This is a genomic window from Sphingomonas sp. RS6, from assembly GCF_054489705.1.
In genome coordinates this window covers 85,486-106,965 of sequence record NZ_JBTMWM010000003.1, presented here as the reverse complement: position 1 = coordinate 106,965, position 21,480 = coordinate 85,486, and the positions used below count along the sequence as shown (strand labels likewise).

The window sequence follows — 21,480 nt, the reverse complement described above, 5'->3', positions numbered from 1 at the left end:
GTCATGCTCCCAGCCGCGCCAGCATCTGCGTGCGCGCATTCTCGGTTTCGGTCACGGTCTCCACGGGGATGTAGAAATCGCGGTCGTAATTGAAGGTGTGGACGATCGCCGCGACGATCAGGCCGACGAACGAGGCTGCGGCGAGCCACCAGATGTACCAGATCATCGCCAGGCCGCAGACCATCGACAGGCCGGCCAGGATGATGCCGGCGCCGGTGTTCTTCGGCATGTGGATCGGCAAGAAGCCGTTCACCGGCCGCACCGCGCCCTTCGACTTCATGTCGTACCACGCATCCAGGTCGTGGATCACCGGCGTGAAGGCGAAGTTATAGTCCGGCGGCGGCGACGAGGTCGCCCATTCCAGCGTGCGCGCGTTCCACGGATCGCCGCTCTCGTCCTTCAGCGCCTCGCGATTGCGGACGCTGACGAAGATCTGCATCAGGAACGCGGCGATGCCGACGGCGATGATCGCGGCGCCGATCGCGGCGATCACGAACCAGATCTGCAGGCTCGGATCCTCGAAGTGACGCAGACGGCGGGTCACGCCCATCAGGCCCAGGATGTAGAGCGGGGTAAACGCGACCCAGAAGCCCACGACCCAGCACCAGAAGGACACCAGGCCCCACTTCTTGTCGAGCTTGAAGCCGAACGCCTTGGGCCACCAGTAGTTGATGCCGGCGAACAGGCCGAACAGCACACCACCGATGATCACGTTGTGGAAGTGCGCGACCAGGAACAGCGAGTTGTGCAGCACGAAGTCCGCAGGTGGCACCGCGAGCAGCACGCCGGTCATGCCGCCGACCACGAAGGTCAGCATGAACGCGATCGTCCACATCATCGGCAGCTCGAAGCGGATGCGACCCTTGTACATGGTGAACAGCCAGTTGAAGATCTTCGCACCCGTCGGGATCGAGATGATCATCGTGGTGATGCCGAAGAAGCTGTTCACGCTCGCGCCCGAGCCCATCGTGAAGAAGTGATGGAGCCAGACGAGGTAAGACAGGATCGTGATGACCAGGATGGCGTAGACCATCGACGTATAGCCGAACAGCCGCTTGCTCGAGAAGGTCGAGGTGACTTCGGAGAAGATGCCGAACGCCGGCAGGATCAGGATGTAAACTTCCGGGTGGCCCCAGATCCAGATCATGTTCACGTACATCATCGGGTTGCCGCCGGCGGTGTTCGTGAAAAAATGCGTGCCGACATAGCGGTCGAGGCTGAGCATCGCCAGCACCGCGGTCAGCACCGGGAAGGCGGCGACGATCAGGATGTTGGTGGCCAGCGCGGTCCAGGTGAACACCGGCATCTTCATCAGGCCCATGCCCGGCGCGCGCATCTTGACGATGGTGGCGACCAGGTTGACGCCCGACAGCAAGGTGCCGACGCCGGCCACCTGCAATGCCCAGATGTAATAGTCGACCCCCACATCGGGCGAATAATCGAGCCCCGAAAGCGGTGCCATCGCCAGCCAGCCGGTGCGCGCGAACTCGCCGACGAACAGGCTGGCCATCACGATCGCCGCGCCCGCCGCCGTCATCCAGAAGCTAAAATTGTTCAGGAACGGGAAGCTGACGTCGCGCGCGCCGATCTGCAGCGGCACCACATAGTTCATCAGGCCGGTGACGAACGGCATCGCCACGAAGAAGATCATGATGACGCCGTGGGCGGTGAATATTTGGTCGTAATGGTGCGCGTTCAGATAGCCCTCGTTCGGGCCGAACGCCATCGCCTGCTGGAGGCGCATCATGATCGCGTCGGCGAAGCCGCGCAGCAGCATGACGAGGCCCAGCACCATGTACATGATGCCGATCCGCTTGTGATCGACGCTGGTGAACCACTCTTTCCAGAGATAGCCCCAGACGCGGAAATAGGTCAGCGCGCCGACCAGCGCGGCGCCGCCGAGCGCCACCGCGGCAAAGGTCGCGACGACGATCGGTTCGTGCAGCGGCAGGCTCTCGAGCGAGAGCCGGCCGAAGATCAGGGAAGTTGCTGTGTCAGACATGGGTGCTCACGCCTTGCGCGCGGTCGGGCGGCCGGGCGATACCGGACGATCGACGCTCGTCATATTACGGTTCGCATCGCTGCCGGGCGCGGTCTTGCCCGCGGGCTCGCCATGCGGATGCGTCAGATGGGGGCTGTTCTCGATCTCGTCGGGCGCCTTCATCAGCGCGCCCTCGGCGCCGTGGCCGGGATGATTGTTGACCGGCGGCACCGGCGCGCCGTGGCCCTTCATCGAATGCCCGTCCATATGGCCCATGCACGGCGTGCCGGGCTGGACGCACATCTGGACGATGCGATCGAACAGGCCGTTGTCCACCGCGCCATAGCGGATCATCGGCACCTTCTCGCTCGGCGCTTCGAGCTTGAGATAGGTGGCGCCGTCGAGGCGACCGGCGACGCCCTTGGTCTGCGCGACCCAGCGGTCGAAGCCGGCAGCATCGGTGGCGATCGTCGGGAAGCGCATGTCGGAGAACCCGGCGCCGCTGTAATTGGCGCTCACGCCTTCGAACGTGCCCGCCTTGTTCATCACCGCGTGGAGCTTGGTCTCCATGCCCGGCATGGTGTAGATCATGCCCGCCATCGCCGGCACATAGAAGGTGTTCATCACCGACGAGGAAGTCAGCCGGAACCGCACCTGGCGGTCGGTCGGCAGCACCAGTTCGTTGACGGTGGCGATACCCTGCTCGGGATAGATGAACAGCCACTTCCAGTCGAGCGAGACGACCTGGATCTCGAGCGGCTTCGCATCCGCCGCGATCGGCTTGCCCGGCGCGATGCGGTCGAGCGGGCGATAGGGATCCAGCTTGTGCGTCGCCAGCCAGGTGATCGCGCCCAGCGCGATGATGATCAGGAGCGGCGCCGACCAGATCACGAGTTCGATCCGCGTCGAATGATCCCATTCGGGGTCGTAATCGGATTCGGTGGCGCGATTTCCGGCGCGATATTTCCACGCAAACAGCACCGTCAGCATCATCACCGGAACGATGATCAGCAGCATCAGAAAGGTCGACCACAGGATCAGGTCGGCCTGTTGCCGGGCGACGTCGCCTGCGGGGTTCATCACGACCATGTCGCACCCGCCCAGCAGGACCGGCGCCGCGAATGTGGCGAGGATCGCCGGCAACCGGAAAGTTGCCCGACGCAAAGTGGGTATGGATCGATACATAGCGGCCGCGAGTTAGGGATCGTTCTGCGGGTGCGAAATAGGACAATTTGTCCCATGGCTGCAACTCGCGTCTTTCCCTAGGTGCTTTTCCCAAAGCTTTGCAGTACAGGTATCCCATGGCCAATGCATCGCTCGGTTCGACTCAAATCGAACATGACGCCCGCCTGATCAACACCTCCAAGGGTGACGATCATCTCCGCCCCGGCGATATCGCCATCGGGGTGATCATCGGGCGAACGTCCGAATTTTTCGACTTCTTCGTCTATGCGATCGCGTCGGTGCTGGTGTTCCCGGCGCTGGTGTTCCCGCATCTCGATCGCGTGACCGGCACGCTCTGGTCCTTCGCGCTCTTCCCCCTCGCCTTCATCGCCCGCCCGATCGGCACGCAGATCTTCATGCGGATCGATCGACGCCACGGCCGCGGTGCGAAGCTGACGCTCGCGCTGTTCCTGCTCGGCACGTCCACCGTGTCGATCGCCTTCCTGCCCGGCTATGCCCAGGTCGGCCTCTGGTCCGCCGTGCTGCTTGCGCTGTTCCGCGTCGGCCAGGGTCTCGCGCTCGGCGGTGCGTGGGATGGCCTCGCCTCGCTGCTCGCGCTCAACGCGCCCGCGGACCGGCGCGGCTGGTATGCGATGGTGCCTCAGCTCGGCGCCCCGCTCGGCCTGATCGTGGCGAGCGGCCTGTTCGCCTATTTCCACGCGCTGCTGGCGCCTGCCGACTTCATGTCCTGGGGCTGGCGCTATCCGTTCTTCGTCGCCTTCGCGCTCAACGTCGTCGCGCTGTTCGCGCGGCTGCGAATGGTCGTCGCGCCCGAATATGTGAAGCTGTTCGAAAGCCGCGAGCTCACGCCTTCACGCGTCACCGCGACGATCAAGGCGCAGTGGCGCAACATCATCCTCGGTGCCTTCGCGCCGCTGGCCAGCTTCGCGCTCTTCCACATGGTCACCGTGTTCCCGCTGTCCTGGGTGTCGCTCTACACCGAAGAGAGCCTGACTCGCTTCCTCCTGATCGAAATGGGCGGCGCCGCCTGTGGCGTGGTCGCGATCGTGATCTCGGGAATTCTGGCGGACCGGATCGGGCGTCGCTCGCTGCTCGGCTATACCGCCGCCGCGATCGCCGCCTTTTCCGGTTTCGCGCCGCAGCTGCTCAGCGCCGGCGGCCTTGGCGAGTCGATCTTCATGGTCGTCGGCTTCATCCTGCTCGGCCTGTCGTTCGGCCAGTCCTCGGGCGCGGTGACGAGCAACTTCCCGAAGCGGGCACGCTATACCGGGGCGGCGCTCACCTCCGATCTGGCCTGGCTGTTCGGCGCCGGCTTCGCGCCGCTCGCCGCGCTGCTGCTCGCTAGCAATTTCGGCCTGCTTGCCGCCGGCGGCTATCTGCTCTCGGGCGCGGCGGCGACGCTGATCGCGCTCTATCTCAATAAGGAACTTGCCCGCCGGCTCGATTGAGCGGGCACCGGGCGGCTTGCATGCGCCGCCCGGTCGTTGCACGGGACGGCGGTGGCCGTCCCGCGCTGCGCAAGGAAGCTGTTGCATGACCTCCCCCACCGGTATCGATCGCCTCGTCGCCATCATGGCTCGCCTGCGCGACCCCGATCGCGGCTGCGAGTGGGACGTTGCCCAGACGTTCGAGACGATCGCCCCCTATACGATCGAGGAAGCCTATGAAGTCGCCGACGCGATCGAATGCGGCAACCTTGCCGAGCTGAAGGACGAGCTCGGCGATCTGCTGCTCCAGGTGGTCTTTCACAGCCGCATCGCCGAGGAATCGGGCCAATTCGCCCTCGCCGATGTCGTCGCCTCGATCAGCGACAAGATGGAGCGGCGCCATCCCCATATTTTCGGCGACGTTGCCGAGGGCGGCCATCACCTCTGGGAAGTCATCAAGGCCGAGGAGCGTGACGCCAAGGGCGCCTCGAGCGCGCTCGACAACGTGGCGATCGGCCTGCCTGCCCTGCTCCGCGCCGAAAAGCTCCAGAAGCGCGCCGCGCGCACGGGCTTCGACTGGCCCGATCCGGCGGACGCCCGCGCGAAGATCCTCGAGGAACTCGACGAAGTCGATGCCGCCGAAAACGACGCCCATCGCGCCGAAGAAGTGGGCGACCTGCTGTTCGCGGTGGTCAATTATGCCCGCAAGCTGGGCATCGAGCCCGAAGCGGCCCTGCGCGCAGCCAACGGCAAGTTCGAGCGCCGCTTCAAGGCGATGGAGGAACGCGCCGGCGAAGCCTTTCTCGGGCTGGATCTGGAGGGCAAGGAAGCGCTCTGGCAGGCGGTGAAGCGAGGCGGCTGAGGGCGTCGGTCACCCTCGCCCTCCCCGCTCCCCCAAAGGGGGTAGCGAGCAGCGAAACCGCGGAAGGATGAGGATGAACGAAGGTGCGGCGGAGACTAGCCCCGCGTCGCGAACCGCTCATAATCGCGCGGCGCCATCCGCACTTCATACACCGCTTGATCGTCCTCGATATGCTGGTCGATCACTTCGCCATGCTGGTGCAGCCATGCCGCCGCCGCGCCGTCCGCCGGATTGAGCCGCAGCGTGTATCGCCGATGCCCCTGGGTCAGCCGTGCCGCGACGCCTTCGACCAGAGCGTCGACGCCCTCGCCGGTCAGCGCGGAAATCACCCGAACGTCCGGTCGCCGCGCCGCATCCGCCAACGCTTCCTCGCGCCGTTCGTCGTCCAGCAGGTCGAGCTTGTTCCATGCCTCGAAACGCGGCGTCTGCGGCGAAACGCCGATTTCCTCCAGCACCTTCTCCACATCGGCCCGCTGCGCCTCGCTGTCGGGATGGGCGATGTCGCGGACATGGATCAGCAGATCGGCCGACACCACTTCTTCCAGCGTCGCCTTGAACGCGGCGACCAACTGGGTCGGCAGTTCGGAGACGAAGCCAACCGTGTCGGACAGGATCGCCTTGTCGATACCGGGCAGCGAAATCTGACGTAGCGTCGGGTCAAGCGTGGCGAACAGCAGGTTCTCCGCCATCACCCCGGCGCCAGTCAGCCGGTTGAACAGCGTCGACTTGCCGGCATTGGTATAGCCGACCAGCGCTACCACGGGCCACGGCGCACGCTGGCGCCGGTCGCGGTGCAGCGTGCGGGTACGGCTCACCTGATCGAGCTCACGCCGAAGCCGCGCCATCCGATCGCGGATCAGCCGGCGGTCGGCCTCGATCTGGGTTTCGCCCGGGCCGCCGAGGAAGCCGAAGCCGCCGCGTTGCCGCTCCAGATGGGTCCAGCTGCGCACCAGCCGGCCCGCCTGATAGTCAAGATGCGCGAGTTCGACCTGCAACCGGCCTTCCGCGGTGCGGGCACGCTCGCCGAAGATTTCGAGGATCAGGCCGGTGCGGTCGATCACCTTGCAGCCGAGCGCGGTTTCAAGGTTGCGCTGCTGCACCGGCGTCAGCGCCGCGTCGAACACGGCGAGCTGCAACTCACCGTCGCGCACCGTTTCGGCCAGCGCGTCCACCTGCCCCGATCCGATCAGCGTGCCGGGCTTTGGCTGGCGCAGCCGGACCGCGACGCGCTCGACCACGTCGACGCCGATCGCCGCGGCAAGCCCGGCGGTTTCCTCCAGCCTTGCCTCGGCATCCCGCGAGCTTGCGCCCATATCGGGATAGACGACGAGCGCGCGTGCGCCCCGCGCGAATTCGTCGGGGTCGCGCTCGAAACCTGTGCTCATGCGAACGTCAATCGTCGTCGCCGCTATTGGTTTCGTCGGCGAGGTTGAGCGGGTGCGCGGGCTGGATCGTCGAAACAGCGTGCTTGTAGACCAGCTGGGCCATGCCCTCGCGCTGGAGCAGCATGCAGAACAGGTCGAACGCGGCGATCTGGCCCTGAAGCATCACCCCGTTGACGAGGAACATCGTCACATTCTCTTCCGCCTTGCGCACAGCATTGAGGAAGATTTCCTGAAGCACGGGATTCTTGTGCTGATGCTCGCCCGCGGCATCGAGCAGCGCGGCGATATCCACCGGGCCAGACGGCATCACCGTCGAAATCGCGTGCTTGTAGATCAGCTGCGACTGGCCGTCGCGGCGGAGCAGCACCGAAAAATTGTCGAACCAGGTGACGATGCCCTGCAGCTTGACGCCTTTGACGAGGAACATGGTCACCGGCACCTTCGACCGGCGCAGCGAGTTGAGGAACAGGTCCTGAAGCGAGGTTTGCTTTTCAGCCACCACAAGGGCTCCTTCTATTCTTGGCGGGATTTGTCCCGCGGCGCGCCGTTCCCGGCGTCGGGTGGCGCCACCTTGGCGCCGCCGCCAATCTAGGCGGTCGGCGGCGCGACGTCCATAGCGGCGCTCAAACGCTCGCTCAGTCCTCGCGCGTGTCGGTGATTCCCAGCAGCTTCAGCTTGCGGTGCAGCGCCGATCGCTCCATCCCGATGAAGCTCGCGGTGCGAGAGATATTGCCCGAAAATCGGCGGATCTGGACGCGCAGATATTCGCGCTCGAAGCTCTCGCGGGCCTCCTTCAGCGGCGAACCCATGATCGCGCTCGATGCGACGCTGCTGCCGCTTTCGCCGGGGCGGCCGAGCACTTCGGGCGGCAGCAGGTCGATGTCGATCCGGCCGATCCGGTCGCCCGGGGCCAGGATCACCGTGCGCTCGACTGCGTTGCGCAGCTGGCGGACATTGCCCGGCCAGTCATAGCTTTGCAGCGCAACCATCGCATCGGGTGCGATTTCGGGCGTCGGCACGCGGCGTTCGGAGGCATAGTGCGCGACGAAATGCTCGACCAGCACCGGGATGTCCTCGCGGCGCTCGGTCAGCGGCGGGATCGCCACAGGCACGACGTTCAGTCGGTAATAGAGGTCTTCGCGGAAACGGCCTGCTGCGATCTCGGCCATCAGGTCGCGCGCCGTCGCCGAAACCACGCGAACATCGACCTTCACCGTGCGGGTGCCGCCGACGCGGTTGAAGCTCTGGTCGGTCAGCACGCGCAGGATCCGCGCCTGGGTCGCGACGGGCATGTCGGCGATCTCGTCGAGGAACAGCGTGCCGCCATGCGCCTGTTCGAGCAGGCCGGTACGGACCAGATCGCCGCCTTCCTCAACGCCGAACAGCTCTTCTTCGACGCGCTCTGGGGTCATGCGGGCAGCGCTGACGATAACGAACGGCGCCTCGGTGCGCTGGCTCCAGCCGTGCAGCAGCCGTGCCGCGACTTCCTTGCCGACGCCGGCGCCGCCGGTGATCAGCACGCGGCTCCCCGTGGCGGCGACGCGCTTGAGTGTCGCGCGCACGGTGTTGATCGCGCTCGATGCGCCGATCAGATCGGTGTCGCGTCCGGCGGACGCGCGAAGGGTTGCGACTTCGCGCCGCAGCCGCTCGGTCTCGGTCGCGCGCGCCACCATCAGCAACAGACGCTCGGCCTCGAACGGCTTTTCGATGAAGTCGGCGGCGCCGCGCCGGATCGCCGCGACGGCAGTGTCGAGATTGCCATGGCCGGAGATGACCAGCACCGGGATCGACGGGTCGCGGCGCTTGATCTCGTCGAGCAGGTCCAGCCCGTCGAGCCGCGAACCCTGCAGCCAGACATCGAGCAACACCAGGCTCGGGCGCCGTTCGGCGATCGCCTCCAGCGCGGAATCGCTGTCTGCGGCCGCGCGGGTGTCGTACCCTTCGTCCTCGAGCACGCCCGCGACGAGCTCGCGAATATCGCGTTCGTCGTCGACAACCAAGATATCGAGGCTCATGATTTTGTTCCGGTTCTAGTTAACGCCGCCGGGCGCAGGTCGTTGGCGCCCGCGGCAGCGTCGTCGGTTCTGACGCTGGCGAGCATGGTCGTATCGAAACACAAAGTGACGCAGGTGCCGCCGCCGGGGCGGTCGGCGAAGCTGATCGTGCCGAAATGTTCTTCGACGATCTTCTTGACGATCGCGAGGCCCAGGCCGGTGCCGCGGCTGCGGGTCGTCATATAGGGTTCGACGATCCGGTCGCGCTCCACGGGCAGGCCGACGCCATTGTCCGAAAGCGTCAGCAAAATGCGGCCATCGGTCTCGGGCTCGATCACCAGATGGATCTCCCCCGGCGGCGCACCGGCCTCGCGCGCCTCGATCGCCTCGACCGCGTTCTTGACGACGTTGGTCAGCGCCTGGCCGATCTGGCGGCGATCGCAGACCAGAGGCGGCGCGGGATCGGGCGCGTCGAGCGTGAAGCGGATCGCGGGATGGGCGACTTCGTGGAGGAACATCGACTGGCGAGCGATGTCGAGCAGCGACTCGCTGCGGAACAGCGGCTTCGGCATTCGCGCGAACGAGGAAAATTCGTCGACCATCCGCCTGAGATCCCCGACCTGGCGAACGATCGTCTCGGTCAGCCGCGCGAACACGCCGTCGCCCGCATCGACCTGCTTGCCATAGCGGCGCTGAAGCCGCTCGGCGGCCAGCTGGATCGGGGTGAGCGGGTTCTTGATCTCGTGCGCGATCCGCCGCGCGACGTCGGACCATGCCGCGCGACGCTGGTCGTTGAGCTGCTGGGTGATGTCGTCGAAGGTCAGCACCTGCCCGCCCTCGTCCGACGTCACCTTGACCGCGAGCGTCCGCGCCTCGCCGCCGGTCACGAGTTGCACCACCCCCTCGCGCGCGCCGCTGACCAGCAGCGTGTCGAGTTCGGGCGCGACCGCGGCAAGCGGCTGGCCGACAGGATCCTCGGCATTCTGGCGGAGAAGCGCCTTGGCCGAGGCATTGATCAGCCGGACGCTGCGATCGGCCGCGATCGAGATCACGCCCGCCGACACGCCGGACATCACCGCCTCGATCAGCGCGCGGCGGCTGTCGAGTTGGGCATTAGCGGTGACGAGCGCATTGGTCTGCTCGCCCAGCCGCTCGGTCATGCTGTTGAAGGCGATGCCGAGCGTCGCAATCTCGTCGGTTCGCTGCGGCGTCGGCACGCGCGCGCTGAGGTCGCCGTCCGCCACCCGCCGCGCCGCCGTGACGAGCTGGTTCACCGGCCGTACCAGCCGGTCAGCCACCGCCAGCGCGATCCAGGTCGCGATGCCGACGATCAGCAGCGCGACGCCGAACAGGATCGCGTTGAACCGAAGCTGGAGCGACCGCGACCGTGCGATCAGCGCCGAATATTCGTTGCCGATCCGATCGGAAGCGAGGTTCTGGCGATTGAGGAAATCGACATTGTTCGGCGTCGCGACATAGAGGAACAGGTTTGCCGAACGATCGACCGGCGTCACCACCCACACCATTTCCGAATCATAATTGGTGTAGCGGTCCTCGTTGCGAAGCACCTTGAGCACATTGCCCGAGACCCGGCGGGTAAAGTCCGCTGCGGCCGGCGCTTCATAGGCGTACAGCGCCTCGGCCCGCTTGCCATCGACGACGCGGAACAGCACCGACTGGAAGAACTGGCGGAAATAGGTCTGGCGAAGGAACCAATCCTCGAACGCCGGCGATCCCTCCGGTACCTTGGGCCAGGTTTCGAGCATATCGCTGACCATCTGGCGCGCCTCGCCCGTCCAGCGCTGGATCACCAGCGCCTTGCCCTCGTTCGCCAGCGCCTGGGTTGATTCGAGCGCACTGCGCGCGCGCTCCGATCCCCAAAGCTGGATGCCCGACTGGAACATCACCGATGCGGCGATTACGGTGAGCACGATCGGCACGCTGGCCATCAGCGTGAACACCGCAACGAGGCGGACATGAAGCTTGCCACCCCCGGCCAGCGCCGAGCGCGCCGTGCGATGGAGCGCAACGCGCCGGCCGATCAGCACGATCAGCGCGACATAGGGCACCAGATTGACCAGCAGCAGCAGCGCCGCAACGCCTGGACTGAACAATTGCTGATGCGCCTGGGCGACGACGAACCGATAGGTGGCGACCGGCGTCGCCAGTGCGAACGCGACCACGGCAAGTTCGGCAATGCGGACCACCGCGTCGTGGCGCGATGTCGCAAGCGATCCCTCCGGCGGTGTCTCGGTCAAACCGTCCATTGCGGTCTGGATACAACGAGATTGTGGCCGAAAGAACACATAATATCGACCGAGTGTAACCGGCCGGCCATAGCGCACCCCTCGTCGCAGCGGTTCCGCTCAGTCCGAGCCCACACCCCGCCCTGCCGTGGTGATGCCGAGCGTGTCGAGCCGCTTGCGCAGCGTGTTCCGATTGATGCCGAGCGCCCGCGCGGCCCGAAGCTGGTTCTGCTGGTGGCGCGCCAGCACCGCCTCGATCAGCGGCCGCTCGACCTCCGCGATGATCCGCTCATAGAGGGTGCCGTCGTCCAGCGTCTTCGGTTCCTCGATCGCGATCCGCTCCAACCGACCACGGATCGCCGCTTCGATGCCGGCGTCGCGAACCGGCGGCGCGGCGGTGGAACCGTCGCCCAGCGCACGCCGCAGCGCATCGGCATCGATCCACTCGTCGCGCGAAAGCGCCGCCAGCCGCCGCATCAGATTTTCGAGCTCACGGACATTGCCGGGCCATTCGAGCGTCTCGAGCAGCAGGACCGCGTCCTTGTCGAGTTGCTTTCGCGGCAGCCCGTCTTCTGCCGCCCGTTCGAGGAAATGCCGGGCGAGCAGCGCAATGTCCTGACGTCGCTCGCGAAGCGCCGGCAAGGCAATCGGCACGACGTTGAGGCGGTAGAAAAGGTCTTCGCGAAACTGGCCGATCTGGACGAGCTGGGCGAGTTCCTTGTTGGTGGCGGCGACGATGCGGACATCGGCGCGGATCGTGCGCGCCCCGCCCACGGTGGTAAATTCGCCCGACTGGAGCACGCGCAACAGCCGCGTCTGCGCGTCCATCGGCATGTCGCCGATCTCGTCGAGGAACAGCGTGCCGCCGGCGGCCTGCTCGAACTTGCCGGCGACGCGGGCCTGCGCCCCCGTGAACGCGCCGCGTTCATGGCCGAACAACTCGGCCTCGATCAGTTCGCGCGGGATCGCCGCCATGTTGAGCGCGACGAAGGGCGCTCGGCGGCGCGGCCCGAGATCGTGGATCGCGCGCGCGACCAGTTCCTTGCCGGTGCCCGATTCGCCCGAAATCAGGACCGTCAATTCGTTCGACACGACGCGCGCGATCACTCGATAGACTTCCTGCATCGCCGGCGACCGGCCGATCAGCGAAAGTCCCCCGCCATGCGAGTCCTCCGCCGCTTCGGCGGGGCGGCGCCGGCCGCGCGCGAGCGCGCTCTTCACCGCTTGCGTCAGCACGTCCAGATCGAACGGCTTGGGCAGATAATCGAATGCGCCCACCTCGGTCGCGCGCACCGCCGTGGCAAGCGTGTTCTGCGCGGAAAAGACGATCACCGGCAGCGACGGGTTCTCGGCGGTGAGCCCTGCAACGAGATCGAGCCCATTGCCATCGGGCAGCACGACGTCCGTCACCAGAACGTCGGGCAATCCGTCGACCAGCATCGTATTGAGCTCAGCGAGGCTGCCGGCGGTCGCGACGCGGTGCCCCTCGCGCTTCAACGCGGCGGCGACGACGGTGCGGATCGCCGCATCATCGTCGACGACCAGGATGGTGCCGGGCAGGCTCATGCGCCGGCCCGCGGCAACAGGATGCGAAACACGGTGACCTCCGGCTCGCGCTCACGCGCATATTGAACGATTCCACCCATCGCGTTGACCAGCTTCTCGACTAGCGGCAGCCCGAGCCCCTTGCCCTCGGGCTTGCCCGAGACGAACGGCTCGAACAGATGCTCGGCGATGTCCTCGGGCGCGCCCGGTCCGTTATCGACCACCATGATCTCGATCGGCAGCGGCCGCCGCGGCTGCCCCGGCCCGGCATTGACCGACATGCCGTGGCGATAGGCCGTCGACAGGATGATGCGCGGCTCCGCAACCGTCTTCAGCGCCTCGGCCGCGTTCTTGAGTAGATTGAGGAGCACCTGCAGAAACGCGTCGCGGTCGATCAGCACATCGGGCAGCGACGGATCGAACCGCTCCTCGATGACGATCTCGCGGGCAAACCCCGCGAGCGCCACGCGCCGGGCATGATCGAGCAGCGAATAGACGTTGGTCGACACGAGTTGCAGCGGCCGCGTGTCCGTGAAGTCCTGCATCCGATCGATCAGGGCGGCGATCCGATCGACTTCGGTCGTGATCAGCCGCGTGAGTTCCACATTGCTCTGCGCATCGCCGCCGCTTTGCAGGAGCTGCGCCGCGCCCCGGATACCGGAAAGCGGATTCTTGATCTCGTGGGCCAGCATCGCCGCCGCGCCCACCGCGGCTCTCGCACCGGCGCCCCGATCGAGCCCCTGGGCCATGCGACGGGCATGCGGGGCATGATGCAGCGTCACGATCCGCCAGCCGGGATGATCGGCCAATTGTGCCTCGATAAAGTCGACCCGGAACCGCGCGCCGCGAACCGCCTCGATCTCGGTGTCGAACGCCGCAAACCCGCGCCCGTCGCGCCGCGCGGCATCATCCGAAGGCGCCACCAGAATGCTCGCCAGCGGCTGGCGCAACATGCTCGTCTCGCTATGGTTGAGCAGCAGTTCGCACGCGGCATTGGCATGCGCGATCAGCCCGTCGGGATCGACCACGAGCACCGCGATGGGCAGCGCGCCGAACAATTCGGCGAAGCCCGGCCCGTCCACGGTGCGCCCGCCAGAGCGCCTCAGGCTGCCGCGCGTGAACGCCACGGTGCGTAGAATTCGGCCAGCATGTCGAGCACCCGGACGTGATCCGCGACCTGATTGACCTTGTTGCGGAATTCGGCGGAGCCATTGAGCCCCTTGGTGTACCAGCCAAGGTGCTTGCGCATCATGTTGACGCCCACCTCGTTGCCATAATGGCTGAGCGTTTCGATGTAATGCTCAGTTATCACGCGATATTGTTCTTCGATCGACGGATCCGGGCGCTCGCCCTTGCCGGTCAGCGCATCCATCACCTGGCGCAGGATCCACGGCTTGCCATAAGCACCGCGTCCGATCATCACGCCGTCCGCGCCCGACTGCGCGAGCGCTTCGCGTGCGTCCGCCACCGAACAGATGTCGCCATTGACGATGACGGGGATCGACACCGCCTCCTTCACGCGGCGCACGAACCGCCAATCGGCACTGCCGCGATACATCTGGTTGCGGGTGCGGCCGTGCACCGTCACCAGCTTCGCGCCGAGATCCTGGGCGATGCGGGCGAGTTCGGGCGCGTTGAGGCTGTCATGATCCCAGCCCATCCGCATCTTGACGGTCACCGGCGTGCGAACCGCGTCGACACAGGCGCGGATGATCGAGCCGGCATGATCGAGATCGCGCATCAGTGCCGATCCGGCATCGCCGTTCGTCACCTTGCGGACCGGGCAGCCCATGTTGATGTCGATGATCGATGCGCCGCGATCCTCGTTGAGTTTGGCCGCCTCCGCCATCTCATGCGGGGTGCAGCCGACCAGTTGCATCGACACCGGCTCCTCGATCGGGTCCCAGGCCGCCTTCTGGATCGACTGGCGGGTCTCGCGGATCGCGGCGGCGCTGGCGATCATCTCGGTCACATTGAGGCCCGATCCATGGCGTCGCACCGCGCGACGGAACGGCAGGTCGGTCACGCCGGTCATCGGCGCAAGCAACACGGGGGCTTCGACCCGGACGGGGCCGATCTGGATGGGGGCGAGTTCGCTCATCATTCTGCCTGAAAATCAGGCACGCGATGTAGCGTTCCCGGCTGCCAAGGGCAAGGCAAACAGGAATCCGCGACAGTGACGAACCATTGCCGATCGGCTCCGGCCCTACCCCCTGCCATCAAACTTCGCTAGGCGCACCGGCATGACCGAGTTCAGGACCGCCGCGATCATCGTCGCCGCCGGCAGCGGCACCCGCGCCGGGGGCAATGTGCCCAAGCAATATGCGCCGCTCGGCGGCAAGCCGCTGCTCGCCTATTCGCATCAGGCGCTTGCCGTCCATCCCGGAATCGATGCGGTGTTGACCGTGATCGGCGAAGGCCAGGAAGCGCTGCTGGAAGCGGCGATGGGCACCATCCCGTTCGTCACCGGCGGCGCGACGCGGCGGGAGTCGGTTCGCAGCGGCCTGGAGGCGCTGGTCGCTGGCGGCTTTGCCCGGGTGTTGATCCACGACGCCGCCCGCCCGTTCCTGCCGGCCCATGTGATCGACGATCTGCTCGCGACGCTCGATGCGCATGATGGTGCGTTCCCTGCGTTGCCGGTCGCCGACACGCTGGTGCGCTTCGATGGCAGGATGGGCGATACCGTTCCGCGCGACGGTCTGTACCGCGTGCAGACGCCGCAGGCCTTTTCGTTCGACGCGGTGCTTGCCGCCCATCGCGCCTGGCCGGCGGATCGCGACGCCACCGACGACGCGCAGATGGTGCGCGACACTGGTCATCAGGTCACGATTGTTCCCGGAGATTCGATGCTCGAGAAAATCACGCACGCCGCCGACTTTGCAGCGGCTGAGGCGAGGCTGGCGGCGGCGATGCGCGTCCGCACCGCGACCGGCTATGACGTCCATCGTTTCGCCGAGGGCGAGGCGCTGTGGCTCGGTGGCGTGCGCATCCCGCACCATCAGGGGCTTTCGGGGCACAGCGACGCCGATGTCGCGCTCCATGCGATCACCGATGCACTGCTCGGCACGATCGGCGCCGGCGATATCGGCATGCACTTCCCGCCGAGCGACCCCCAATGGCGTGGCGCCGCATCGGCACGGTTCCTCGAGCATGCGGTGGCGATGATCCATGTCGCGGGCGGCGTGATCGACTTCATCGACCTGACCATGGTCTGCGAAGCGCCCAAGATCGGGCCGCACCGCGAGGCCATCCGCGCGTCGATCGCGGCGATTGTCGGACTATCGGTCGATCAGGTGAGCGTGAAGGCGACCACCACCGAACGGCTGGGCTTCACCGGCCGCGGCGAAGGAATGGCGGCACAGGCGGTCGCCACCGTACGCGTGCCCGGGACGCCCTGACGGCACGAACAGACTCGTAACGCCGCCTCGCCGGTGGCAAGGGCTTAGGCATTATGGATACGATTCTTCCCCCCCAACTGATCGAAGCGGCCCGTAAGGTGCTGGAAGCGAACCGCGCGCTCGGGCGCCGCATCGCCGTTGCCGAAAGCTGCACGGGCGGCCTGGTCTCCGCGGCACTCACCGAACTGCCCGGCTCGTCCGACGTGTTCGAAGCGGGTTTCGTCACCTATTCGAACGAAGCCAAGATGGAGGTACTGAAGGTCAGCAGGGACGTTCTGGAGACCTTTGGCTCGGTGTCGATCGCCGTCGCCTGGAGCATGGCGCAGGGCGTGCTCCACCGCACCCAGGCCGATGTCGCCGTCGCGATCACCGGCATTGCCGGGCCGGATGGCGGCACCGAGAAGAAGCCGGTGGGAACGGTGGTGTTCGCGCGTGCGATCCGCGGGCGCGATCCCGACGACGTCGTCGCCGATGCGCGTCATTTCGAGAATGACGGGCGCGGCGGCGTCCGGCTTCAGGCGGCGTTGTGCGCGCTCGAACTGCTGATGCCGCGCGAATCGGAGGATGAGGCCGAGGACGACGCGTAAAGCGTCGCCGCGCGCGCCTCGAACGCGCCGATCATCTTGCGAAGCGCGCGATCGAACACCTGGCCGGCGAGCATCTCGAACACACGGTTCTTGAACGCGAAGTCGACGCAGAAATCGACGAGGCAGCCACCCTGGCCGTCGGGGCGGAACTGCCAGTCGTTGCTCAGATATTTGAGCGGACCATCGACATAGTCGACATGCAGCCGATCGGGCCGGTGCTTCTCGACCTTCGACGTGAACGTCTCGCGCAGCCCCTTGAACCCGACGATCATGTCGGCGACCATCTGGGTCTCGCCGTCCGAGCGGACGCGGATCGCGCTGACCCAGGGCAGGAACTCGGGATAGCACGCGACATCCGCGACCAGATCGAACATCTGCTCCGGCGTATAGGGCAGTTGCCGTGTCTCGCTGTGCTTGGGCATCAGGCCTTGGCACCCGCCTTCGCCAGCTTGGCCTCGCGCGCGGCGCGCATCTCCGCGAAATCGTCGCCCGCATGATAGCTGGACCGCGTGAGCGGCGAAGAGGCGACCTGGAGGAAGCCCTTGGCCCGCGCGATCGCGCCATAGGCCTGGAATGCCTGCGGCGTCACGAATTCCTCGACCTTGGCATGCTTCGGCGTCGGCTGAAGATACTGGCCCATCGTCAGGAAATCGATGTCGGCCGAACGCATGTCGTCCATCACCTGATGGACCTCCAGCCGCTGCTCGCCGAGGCCGAGCATGATGCCCGACTTGGTGAAGATCGACGGGTCGAGCTTCTTGACCATCTCCAGCAGGCGCAGCGACGCATAATAGCGCGCGCCCGGTCGGATCGTCGGATAGAGGCGCGGGACCGTTTCGAGATTGTGGTTGTACACGTCCGGCCGCGCCGCGACGATCGCCTCGACGGCGGCCTCGTGCTTGTTGCGGAAATCGGGCGTGAGGATCTCGATCGTCGTGCCCGGGCTGGCCGCGCGGATCGACTCGATCACCTTGACGAACTGCCCCGCGCCGCCGTCGGGCAGATCGTCACGGTCCACCGAGGTGATGACGATATGCTCGAGGCCCATCTGCACCGCCGCCTCTGCGACATGCTGCGGCTCCAGCGGGTCGACCTTGCGCGGCATCCCAGTCTTGACGTTGCAGAAGCGGCAGGCACGCGTGCACACGTCGCCGAGGATCATCACCGTCGCATGCTTCTTGGTCCAGCACTCGCCGATGTTCGGGCACGCCGCTTCCTCGCACACGGTGACGAGGTTCTTTGCGCGCATCAGCGCACGGGTCTTGGCGAACCCTTCCGACGTGGGCGCCTTGACGCGGATCCAGTCGGGCTTGCGGAGGCGTTCGGGCCGGGCCAGCGGAGTCTGCTCGTTCATGGGGGGCAGATAGAGCGCCGCACGACATTTCGCCAGTCCCGGAAAATGCAACCCTGCGCGCAAAACGCGAAAGGGGCGGCGCCGGTCGCCCGGCGCCGCCCCCGATCGATGTCAGAGCGCCGTTCAGGCGGTGGCGAAGGCCACCCGCGTACGACGCGCGCGCATTGCCGCGCCGGCCATGCCGAAGCCGCCGATCAGCATGCCCCAGGCAGCCGGTTCGGGCACGCCGCCCGGCGTCGAGGAGTTGATCGTGATCGCGGCGAACGCCACCTGGTCCGCCGAGCCGCCAAAGTCGACTGAGTGTGCGATGCCGGCAAAGCTGACGCCCGCGGCGACATAGGGGCAGAAGTTGGTGCCGAAGCAGCCTTCGGTGCCGGCACCGTTTGGCGTCAGAGCAAGATTGATGGTCGCGAGTAGATCGCCCGTCCCGTTCAGCCCCGAATAGACGTTCACGAATGCCGGGTTGTTGACGGCGCTGTAGAAGAACGAGAAGCCCGTCGAGAACCCACCCGCGACGTTCATCGTCGCCGCATCGCCGCCCAGGAAGAACAGCAGATTGCCACCTGTCGGGAGCGCAGCCGAGTTGCAGCTTCCGCCTGGCTGCACCGAGCAGGCGATCGCATTGTCGGAGAAGGTGATTCCATAGTTCGGACCGCCGGTGGAACCGAGGCTGCCCGCACCGCCTGCATAATAATCGAGGACAAGCTCCTGATTATCCCCGTCAAGTCCTGCGAAGTTGAGCGACTGCGCCGAAGCCGGAGCCGACGCAACGGCAGCGGCAATCAATCCCGCGATTACAACGATTTGTTTCATGTTTTCCCCCATGAAAACGATGTTCGAGACAGCATGGAAATTCTCTCCTTGAACCTCCACGCTGCTCGACTAGCTACGCCCCTGTTCATCTTTTGATAGGATATTTCCGACGCGTTTCAGGAATTGTGCCCGAACTGTCCCAGAATTGGCTTTCCGGTCGCATTCTCGTCGTAAAGGCGGCATGCCGCCCGAAGGTCGACACGCGGCGGCGGCGGGTCTAGGGACGCCGACATGGCTGGATTTGATGCGCTCGTTCATGGCTATCATCGCTTTCGCACCGACGGCTGGAGCAGCCAGCGCGCGCGCTGGGCCGAACTTTCGGAAGGGCAAAGCCCCAAGGTGATGGTGATCGCCTGTTCGGACAGCCGCGTCGATCCGGCGCAGATCTTTGACACCTCGCCCGGCGAAATCTTCGTGGTACGCAATGTCGCGAATCTCGTGCCCCCGTTCGAGACCGGGGGAGGCCGCCACGGCGTGTCCGCCGCGCTGGAATTCGCGGTGACCCAGCTCGAGGTGCCGGAAATCGTCGTGATGGGCCACGGCGCCTGTGGCGGCGCGCATGCCGCGCTGACGCAGCGATTCGCCGATGCCGAAAATGGCCAGGGCGGGTTCATCGCGCACTGGGTCGACATGCTGGAAGGCGCGCGCGAGCGGATTATCGCCGAGCATGGCGAAGGGCCGGCGGCAGTGCGGGCGATGGAGCAGGAAACGGTGCGCGTTTCGATCCGCAACCTGCGTAGCTTCCCCTTCGTCGCCGAGCGCGAGGCCGCCGGCAAGCTGACCATCCACGGCGCCTATTTCGCGATCGCCGACGGGATCTTGCACGTGATGGGCGAGGACGGGGTTTTCGCCGCGGCGTAACGCCTAAACTCCTCCCCGTACCGGGGAGGAATTGAGGTTCAGAACTTCCCCAGCGCCTCGATCGCGACCTTCACCACCTCCGGGTCGAGTTCGGGCGGGGCCATTGGTACGTGCTTTTCCAGCTGATCAGCGACCGCCGTCAGCGCCGCGATCCGTGCTGCCTTCTTGTTATTGCCATCGATCACCGTCCAGCGCGCATGCGGCGTGTCGGTTTCGTGAAACATCTCATGCATCGCATCGAGGTAATCCGCCCGGCGCGCGCGATTGCGGAAATCGGCCATGCCGGTTTTCCAGCGCTTCCACGGATGGGTCAACCGGTCGCGCAGGCGCTTGTCCTGCGTCTTCTGCGTCACGTGCAGGAAGACCTTGATCAGCGTCGTGCCGTTATTGACCTGTTGCGCCTCGAAATCGTTGATCTCCGCATAGCCGCGCCGCCACTCGGCCTCGCTGGCATAGCCCTCGACCCGCTCGACCAACACCCGGCCGTACCAGGTGCGATCGAATACCCCGATCTGGTGCTGGGCCGGCAGCCGCTGCCAGAACCGCCAGAGGAAATGGTGGGACAGTTCCTCCTGCGTCGGCGCCGAGATCGGCCAGACCTCATAGTAGCGCGGGTCCCATTCGGCGGTGAGGCGCTTGATCACCCCGCCCTTCCCCGCCGCATCCCAGCCCTCGAACGCCACGATCGCGCGGCGCTTGTGGATGATATGCGCGGTCTGGATATGGCTCAGCCGCTTCTGCAGCCGCGCAAGATCCTCGGCATAATCGCCGTCATAATGGTCGCCGGCTTCGTAATCGGAAAGATCGATCGTCATCGAGGCCCCTAACGTGCCGGCGCGATCAAGGCTGCATCGACCCGATTGGCGAGCGGCCTTCCCTCAGCAAAGTCGGTGATGCTCGCCAGTGTCGTCTCGGCAATCGCGGACAATGCTTCCTCGGTGAGGAACGCCTGATGGCCAGTGATGAGGACGTTGGGAAAGGTCAGCAGGCGCTGAAACAGATCGTCGGCGATGATCTCGTTCGACAAATCCTCGAAAAACAGGTCCGCCTCCTGCTCGTACACATCGAGCGCCACCGCACCGATCTTGCGCGACTTCAGCCCGGCAATCAGCGCCGCGGTATCGATCAGCGCGCCGCGGCTGGTGTTGACGATCACCAGCCCGTCTCGTGCCTCTGCGACCACCCCGGCGTCGATCAGACGATGGGTATCCGGCGTGAGCGGGCAATGCAGCGTGACGATTTCGGCGGTGCGCAGCAGCTCATCGCGGGGGACATAGCGAACGCCGATCGCCTCCAGCTCGGGATCGGCATGAAGGTCGCTCGCCAGCACCTTGCAGCCAAACCCGGCCCGCAGCGCGCGGGCGACCAGCGCGCCGATCTTGCCGGTACCGACGACGCCGACGGTGCGGCCGTGCAGGTTGCGACCGATTAGCCCGTCGAGCGCGAAGTTATTCTCCCTCACCCGCGACCAGGCACGGGGAATGGCGCGATCGACGGCGAGCAACAGCCCGATCGTGAATTCGGCGACCGCGTGCGGCGAATAGGCCGGCACGCGCACCACGGCGATGCCCAGGCGCTCCGCTGCCGCCAGGTGGACATTGTTGAAACCGGCGCAGCGAAGCGCCACCAGCCGGACTCCCGCCGCTGCCAGAACCGCGAGCACTTCGGCATCCACGCCGTCGTTGACGAAAACGCAAACCGCCTCGTGCCCCGCCGCCAGCGTGGCGGTGAGCGCATCGAGGCGGGGTTCGAGAAAGGTCAGCTCGTGCCCGAAGCGGGCGTTTGCTTGCGCGAGGAAGCGACGGTCATAGGCCTTGGTGTTGAACACCGCGACGCGCATGA

Annotated in this window: 19 protein-coding genes; 5 read left to right on the top strand and 14 right to left on the bottom strand. The window is 66.0% G+C overall.

The window, feature by feature from the left end; translation table 11 throughout:
- Nucleotide 1: 1 nt before the first annotated feature.
- Entirely contained in the window at nt 2-2,002 is a 2,001-nt protein-coding gene (cyoB, locus tag ACX40Y_RS07715) for a cytochrome o ubiquinol oxidase subunit I (protein WP_459118974.1), read from the bottom strand.
- Between the two features lie 6 nt (nt 2,003-2,008).
- Nucleotides 2,009-3,166 carry a ubiquinol oxidase subunit II gene (cyoA, locus tag ACX40Y_RS07710; protein WP_459118973.1) on the bottom strand — a complete coding sequence of 386 codons (1,158 nt, stop codon included), beginning with the start codon at nt 3,164-3,166 and terminating at the stop codon, nt 2,009-2,011.
- 116 nt (nt 3,167-3,282) lie between these two features.
- Between cyoA and ACX40Y_RS07705 the strand changes: the two genes are divergently transcribed.
- Together ACX40Y_RS07705 and mazG are read left to right on the top strand one after the other, a co-directional pair.
- Entirely contained in the window at nt 3,283-4,614 is a 1,332-nt protein-coding gene (locus ACX40Y_RS07705; protein WP_459118972.1) for an MFS transporter, read from the top strand.
- Between the two features lie 85 nt (nt 4,615-4,699).
- Nucleotides 4,700-5,455: a nucleoside triphosphate pyrophosphohydrolase gene (gene mazG / locus ACX40Y_RS07700; RefSeq protein ID WP_459118971.1), complete on the top strand. Its 756-nt coding sequence runs from the start codon at nt 4,700-4,702 to the stop codon at nt 5,453-5,455.
- Nucleotides 5,456-5,550: 95 nt separating this feature from the next.
- On the opposite strand, the gene hflX is transcribed toward mazG, so the two are convergent.
- The 7 genes from hflX to dusB all read right to left on the bottom strand — a co-directional run bounded on the left by hflX (nt 5,551) and on the right by dusB (nt 14,726).
- Nucleotides 5,551-6,840, bottom strand: coding sequence for a GTPase HflX (gene hflX, locus ACX40Y_RS07695; RefSeq protein WP_459118970.1), 1,290 nt, complete (start codon nt 6,838-6,840; stop codon nt 5,551-5,553).
- A 7-nt stretch (nt 6,841-6,847) separates the two neighbouring features.
- Complete coding sequence (gene hfq, locus ACX40Y_RS07690) at nt 6,848-7,339, bottom strand: RNA chaperone Hfq (RefSeq protein ID WP_459118969.1); 492 nt, start codon at nt 7,337-7,339, stop codon at nt 6,848-6,850.
- A 136-nt stretch (nt 7,340-7,475) separates the two neighbouring features.
- Nucleotides 7,476-8,855, bottom strand: coding sequence for a nitrogen assimilation response regulator NtrX (gene ntrX / locus ACX40Y_RS07685; RefSeq protein WP_459118968.1), 1,380 nt, complete (start codon nt 8,853-8,855; stop codon nt 7,476-7,478).
- Complete coding sequence (locus tag ACX40Y_RS07680; RefSeq protein ID WP_459118967.1) at nt 8,852-11,101, bottom strand: sensor histidine kinase NtrY-like; 2,250 nt, start codon at nt 11,099-11,101, stop codon at nt 8,852-8,854. The genes ntrX and ACX40Y_RS07680 overlap by 4 nt, the downstream gene beginning before the upstream one ends.
- Nucleotides 11,102-11,200: 99 nt before the next feature.
- Nucleotides 11,201-12,646, bottom strand: a complete 1,446-nt coding sequence (gene ntrC, locus ACX40Y_RS07675) for a nitrogen regulation protein NR(I) (RefSeq protein WP_459118966.1) — start codon at nt 12,644-12,646, stop codon at nt 11,201-11,203.
- Complete coding sequence (locus ACX40Y_RS07670) at nt 12,643-13,752, bottom strand: two-component system sensor histidine kinase NtrB (RefSeq protein ID WP_459118965.1); 1,110 nt, start codon at nt 13,750-13,752, stop codon at nt 12,643-12,645. Before ACX40Y_RS07670 ends, ntrC begins: the two co-directional genes overlap by 4 nt.
- A complete protein-coding gene (dusB, locus tag ACX40Y_RS07665; RefSeq protein ID WP_459118964.1) occupies nt 13,728-14,726 on the bottom strand; it encodes a tRNA dihydrouridine synthase DusB in 999 nt (332 codons plus the stop codon). The genes ACX40Y_RS07670 and dusB overlap by 25 nt, the downstream gene beginning before the upstream one ends.
- A gap of 142 nt (nt 14,727-14,868) precedes the next feature.
- Between dusB and ACX40Y_RS07660 the strand changes: the two genes are divergently transcribed.
- Nucleotides 14,869-16,023: a bifunctional 2-C-methyl-D-erythritol 4-phosphate cytidylyltransferase/2-C-methyl-D-erythritol 2,4-cyclodiphosphate synthase gene (locus tag ACX40Y_RS07660; protein WP_459118963.1), complete on the top strand. Its 1,155-nt coding sequence runs from the start codon at nt 14,869-14,871 to the stop codon at nt 16,021-16,023.
- 53 nt (nt 16,024-16,076) lie between these two features.
- Nucleotides 16,077-16,610 carry a CinA family protein gene (locus ACX40Y_RS07655; RefSeq protein WP_459118962.1) on the top strand — a complete coding sequence of 178 codons (534 nt, stop codon included), beginning with the start codon at nt 16,077-16,079 and terminating at the stop codon, nt 16,608-16,610.
- Here ACX40Y_RS07655 and ACX40Y_RS07650 read toward each other — a convergent pair.
- From ACX40Y_RS07650 to ACX40Y_RS07640, 3 genes are all read right to left on the bottom strand, one after another.
- Nucleotides 16,538-17,032: a type II toxin-antitoxin system RatA family toxin gene (locus ACX40Y_RS07650; protein ID WP_459118961.1), complete on the bottom strand. Its 495-nt coding sequence runs from the start codon at nt 17,030-17,032 to the stop codon at nt 16,538-16,540. The genes ACX40Y_RS07655 and ACX40Y_RS07650 overlap by 73 nt on opposite strands.
- Nucleotides 17,032-17,964, bottom strand: a complete 933-nt coding sequence (gene lipA / locus ACX40Y_RS07645) for a lipoyl synthase (RefSeq protein WP_459118960.1) — start codon at nt 17,962-17,964, stop codon at nt 17,032-17,034. The genes ACX40Y_RS07650 and lipA overlap by 1 nt, the downstream gene beginning before the upstream one ends.
- A 123-nt stretch (nt 17,965-18,087) precedes the next feature.
- Complete coding sequence (locus ACX40Y_RS07640) at nt 18,088-18,777, bottom strand: PEPxxWA-CTERM sorting domain-containing protein (RefSeq protein WP_459118959.1); 690 nt, start codon at nt 18,775-18,777, stop codon at nt 18,088-18,090.
- Between the two features lie 231 nt (nt 18,778-19,008).
- Between ACX40Y_RS07640 and ACX40Y_RS07635 the strand changes: the two genes are divergently transcribed.
- The gene (locus ACX40Y_RS07635; protein ID WP_459118958.1) at nt 19,009-19,638 is read left to right on the top strand and encodes a carbonic anhydrase; all 630 of its coding nucleotides are present in this window, start codon (nt 19,009-19,011) and stop codon (nt 19,636-19,638) included.
- A gap of 38 nt (nt 19,639-19,676) precedes the next feature.
- On the opposite strand, the gene ACX40Y_RS07630 is transcribed toward ACX40Y_RS07635, so the two are convergent.
- A complete protein-coding gene (locus tag ACX40Y_RS07630) occupies nt 19,677-20,453 on the bottom strand; it encodes a polyphosphate kinase 2 family protein (RefSeq protein ID WP_459118957.1) in 777 nt (258 codons plus the stop codon).
- 8 nt (nt 20,454-20,461) lie between these two features.
- Nucleotides 20,462-21,478: a 2-hydroxyacid dehydrogenase gene (locus tag ACX40Y_RS07625; protein ID WP_459118956.1), complete on the bottom strand. Its 1,017-nt coding sequence runs from the start codon at nt 21,476-21,478 to the stop codon at nt 20,462-20,464.
- Nucleotides 21,479-21,480 lie beyond the last annotated feature (2 nt).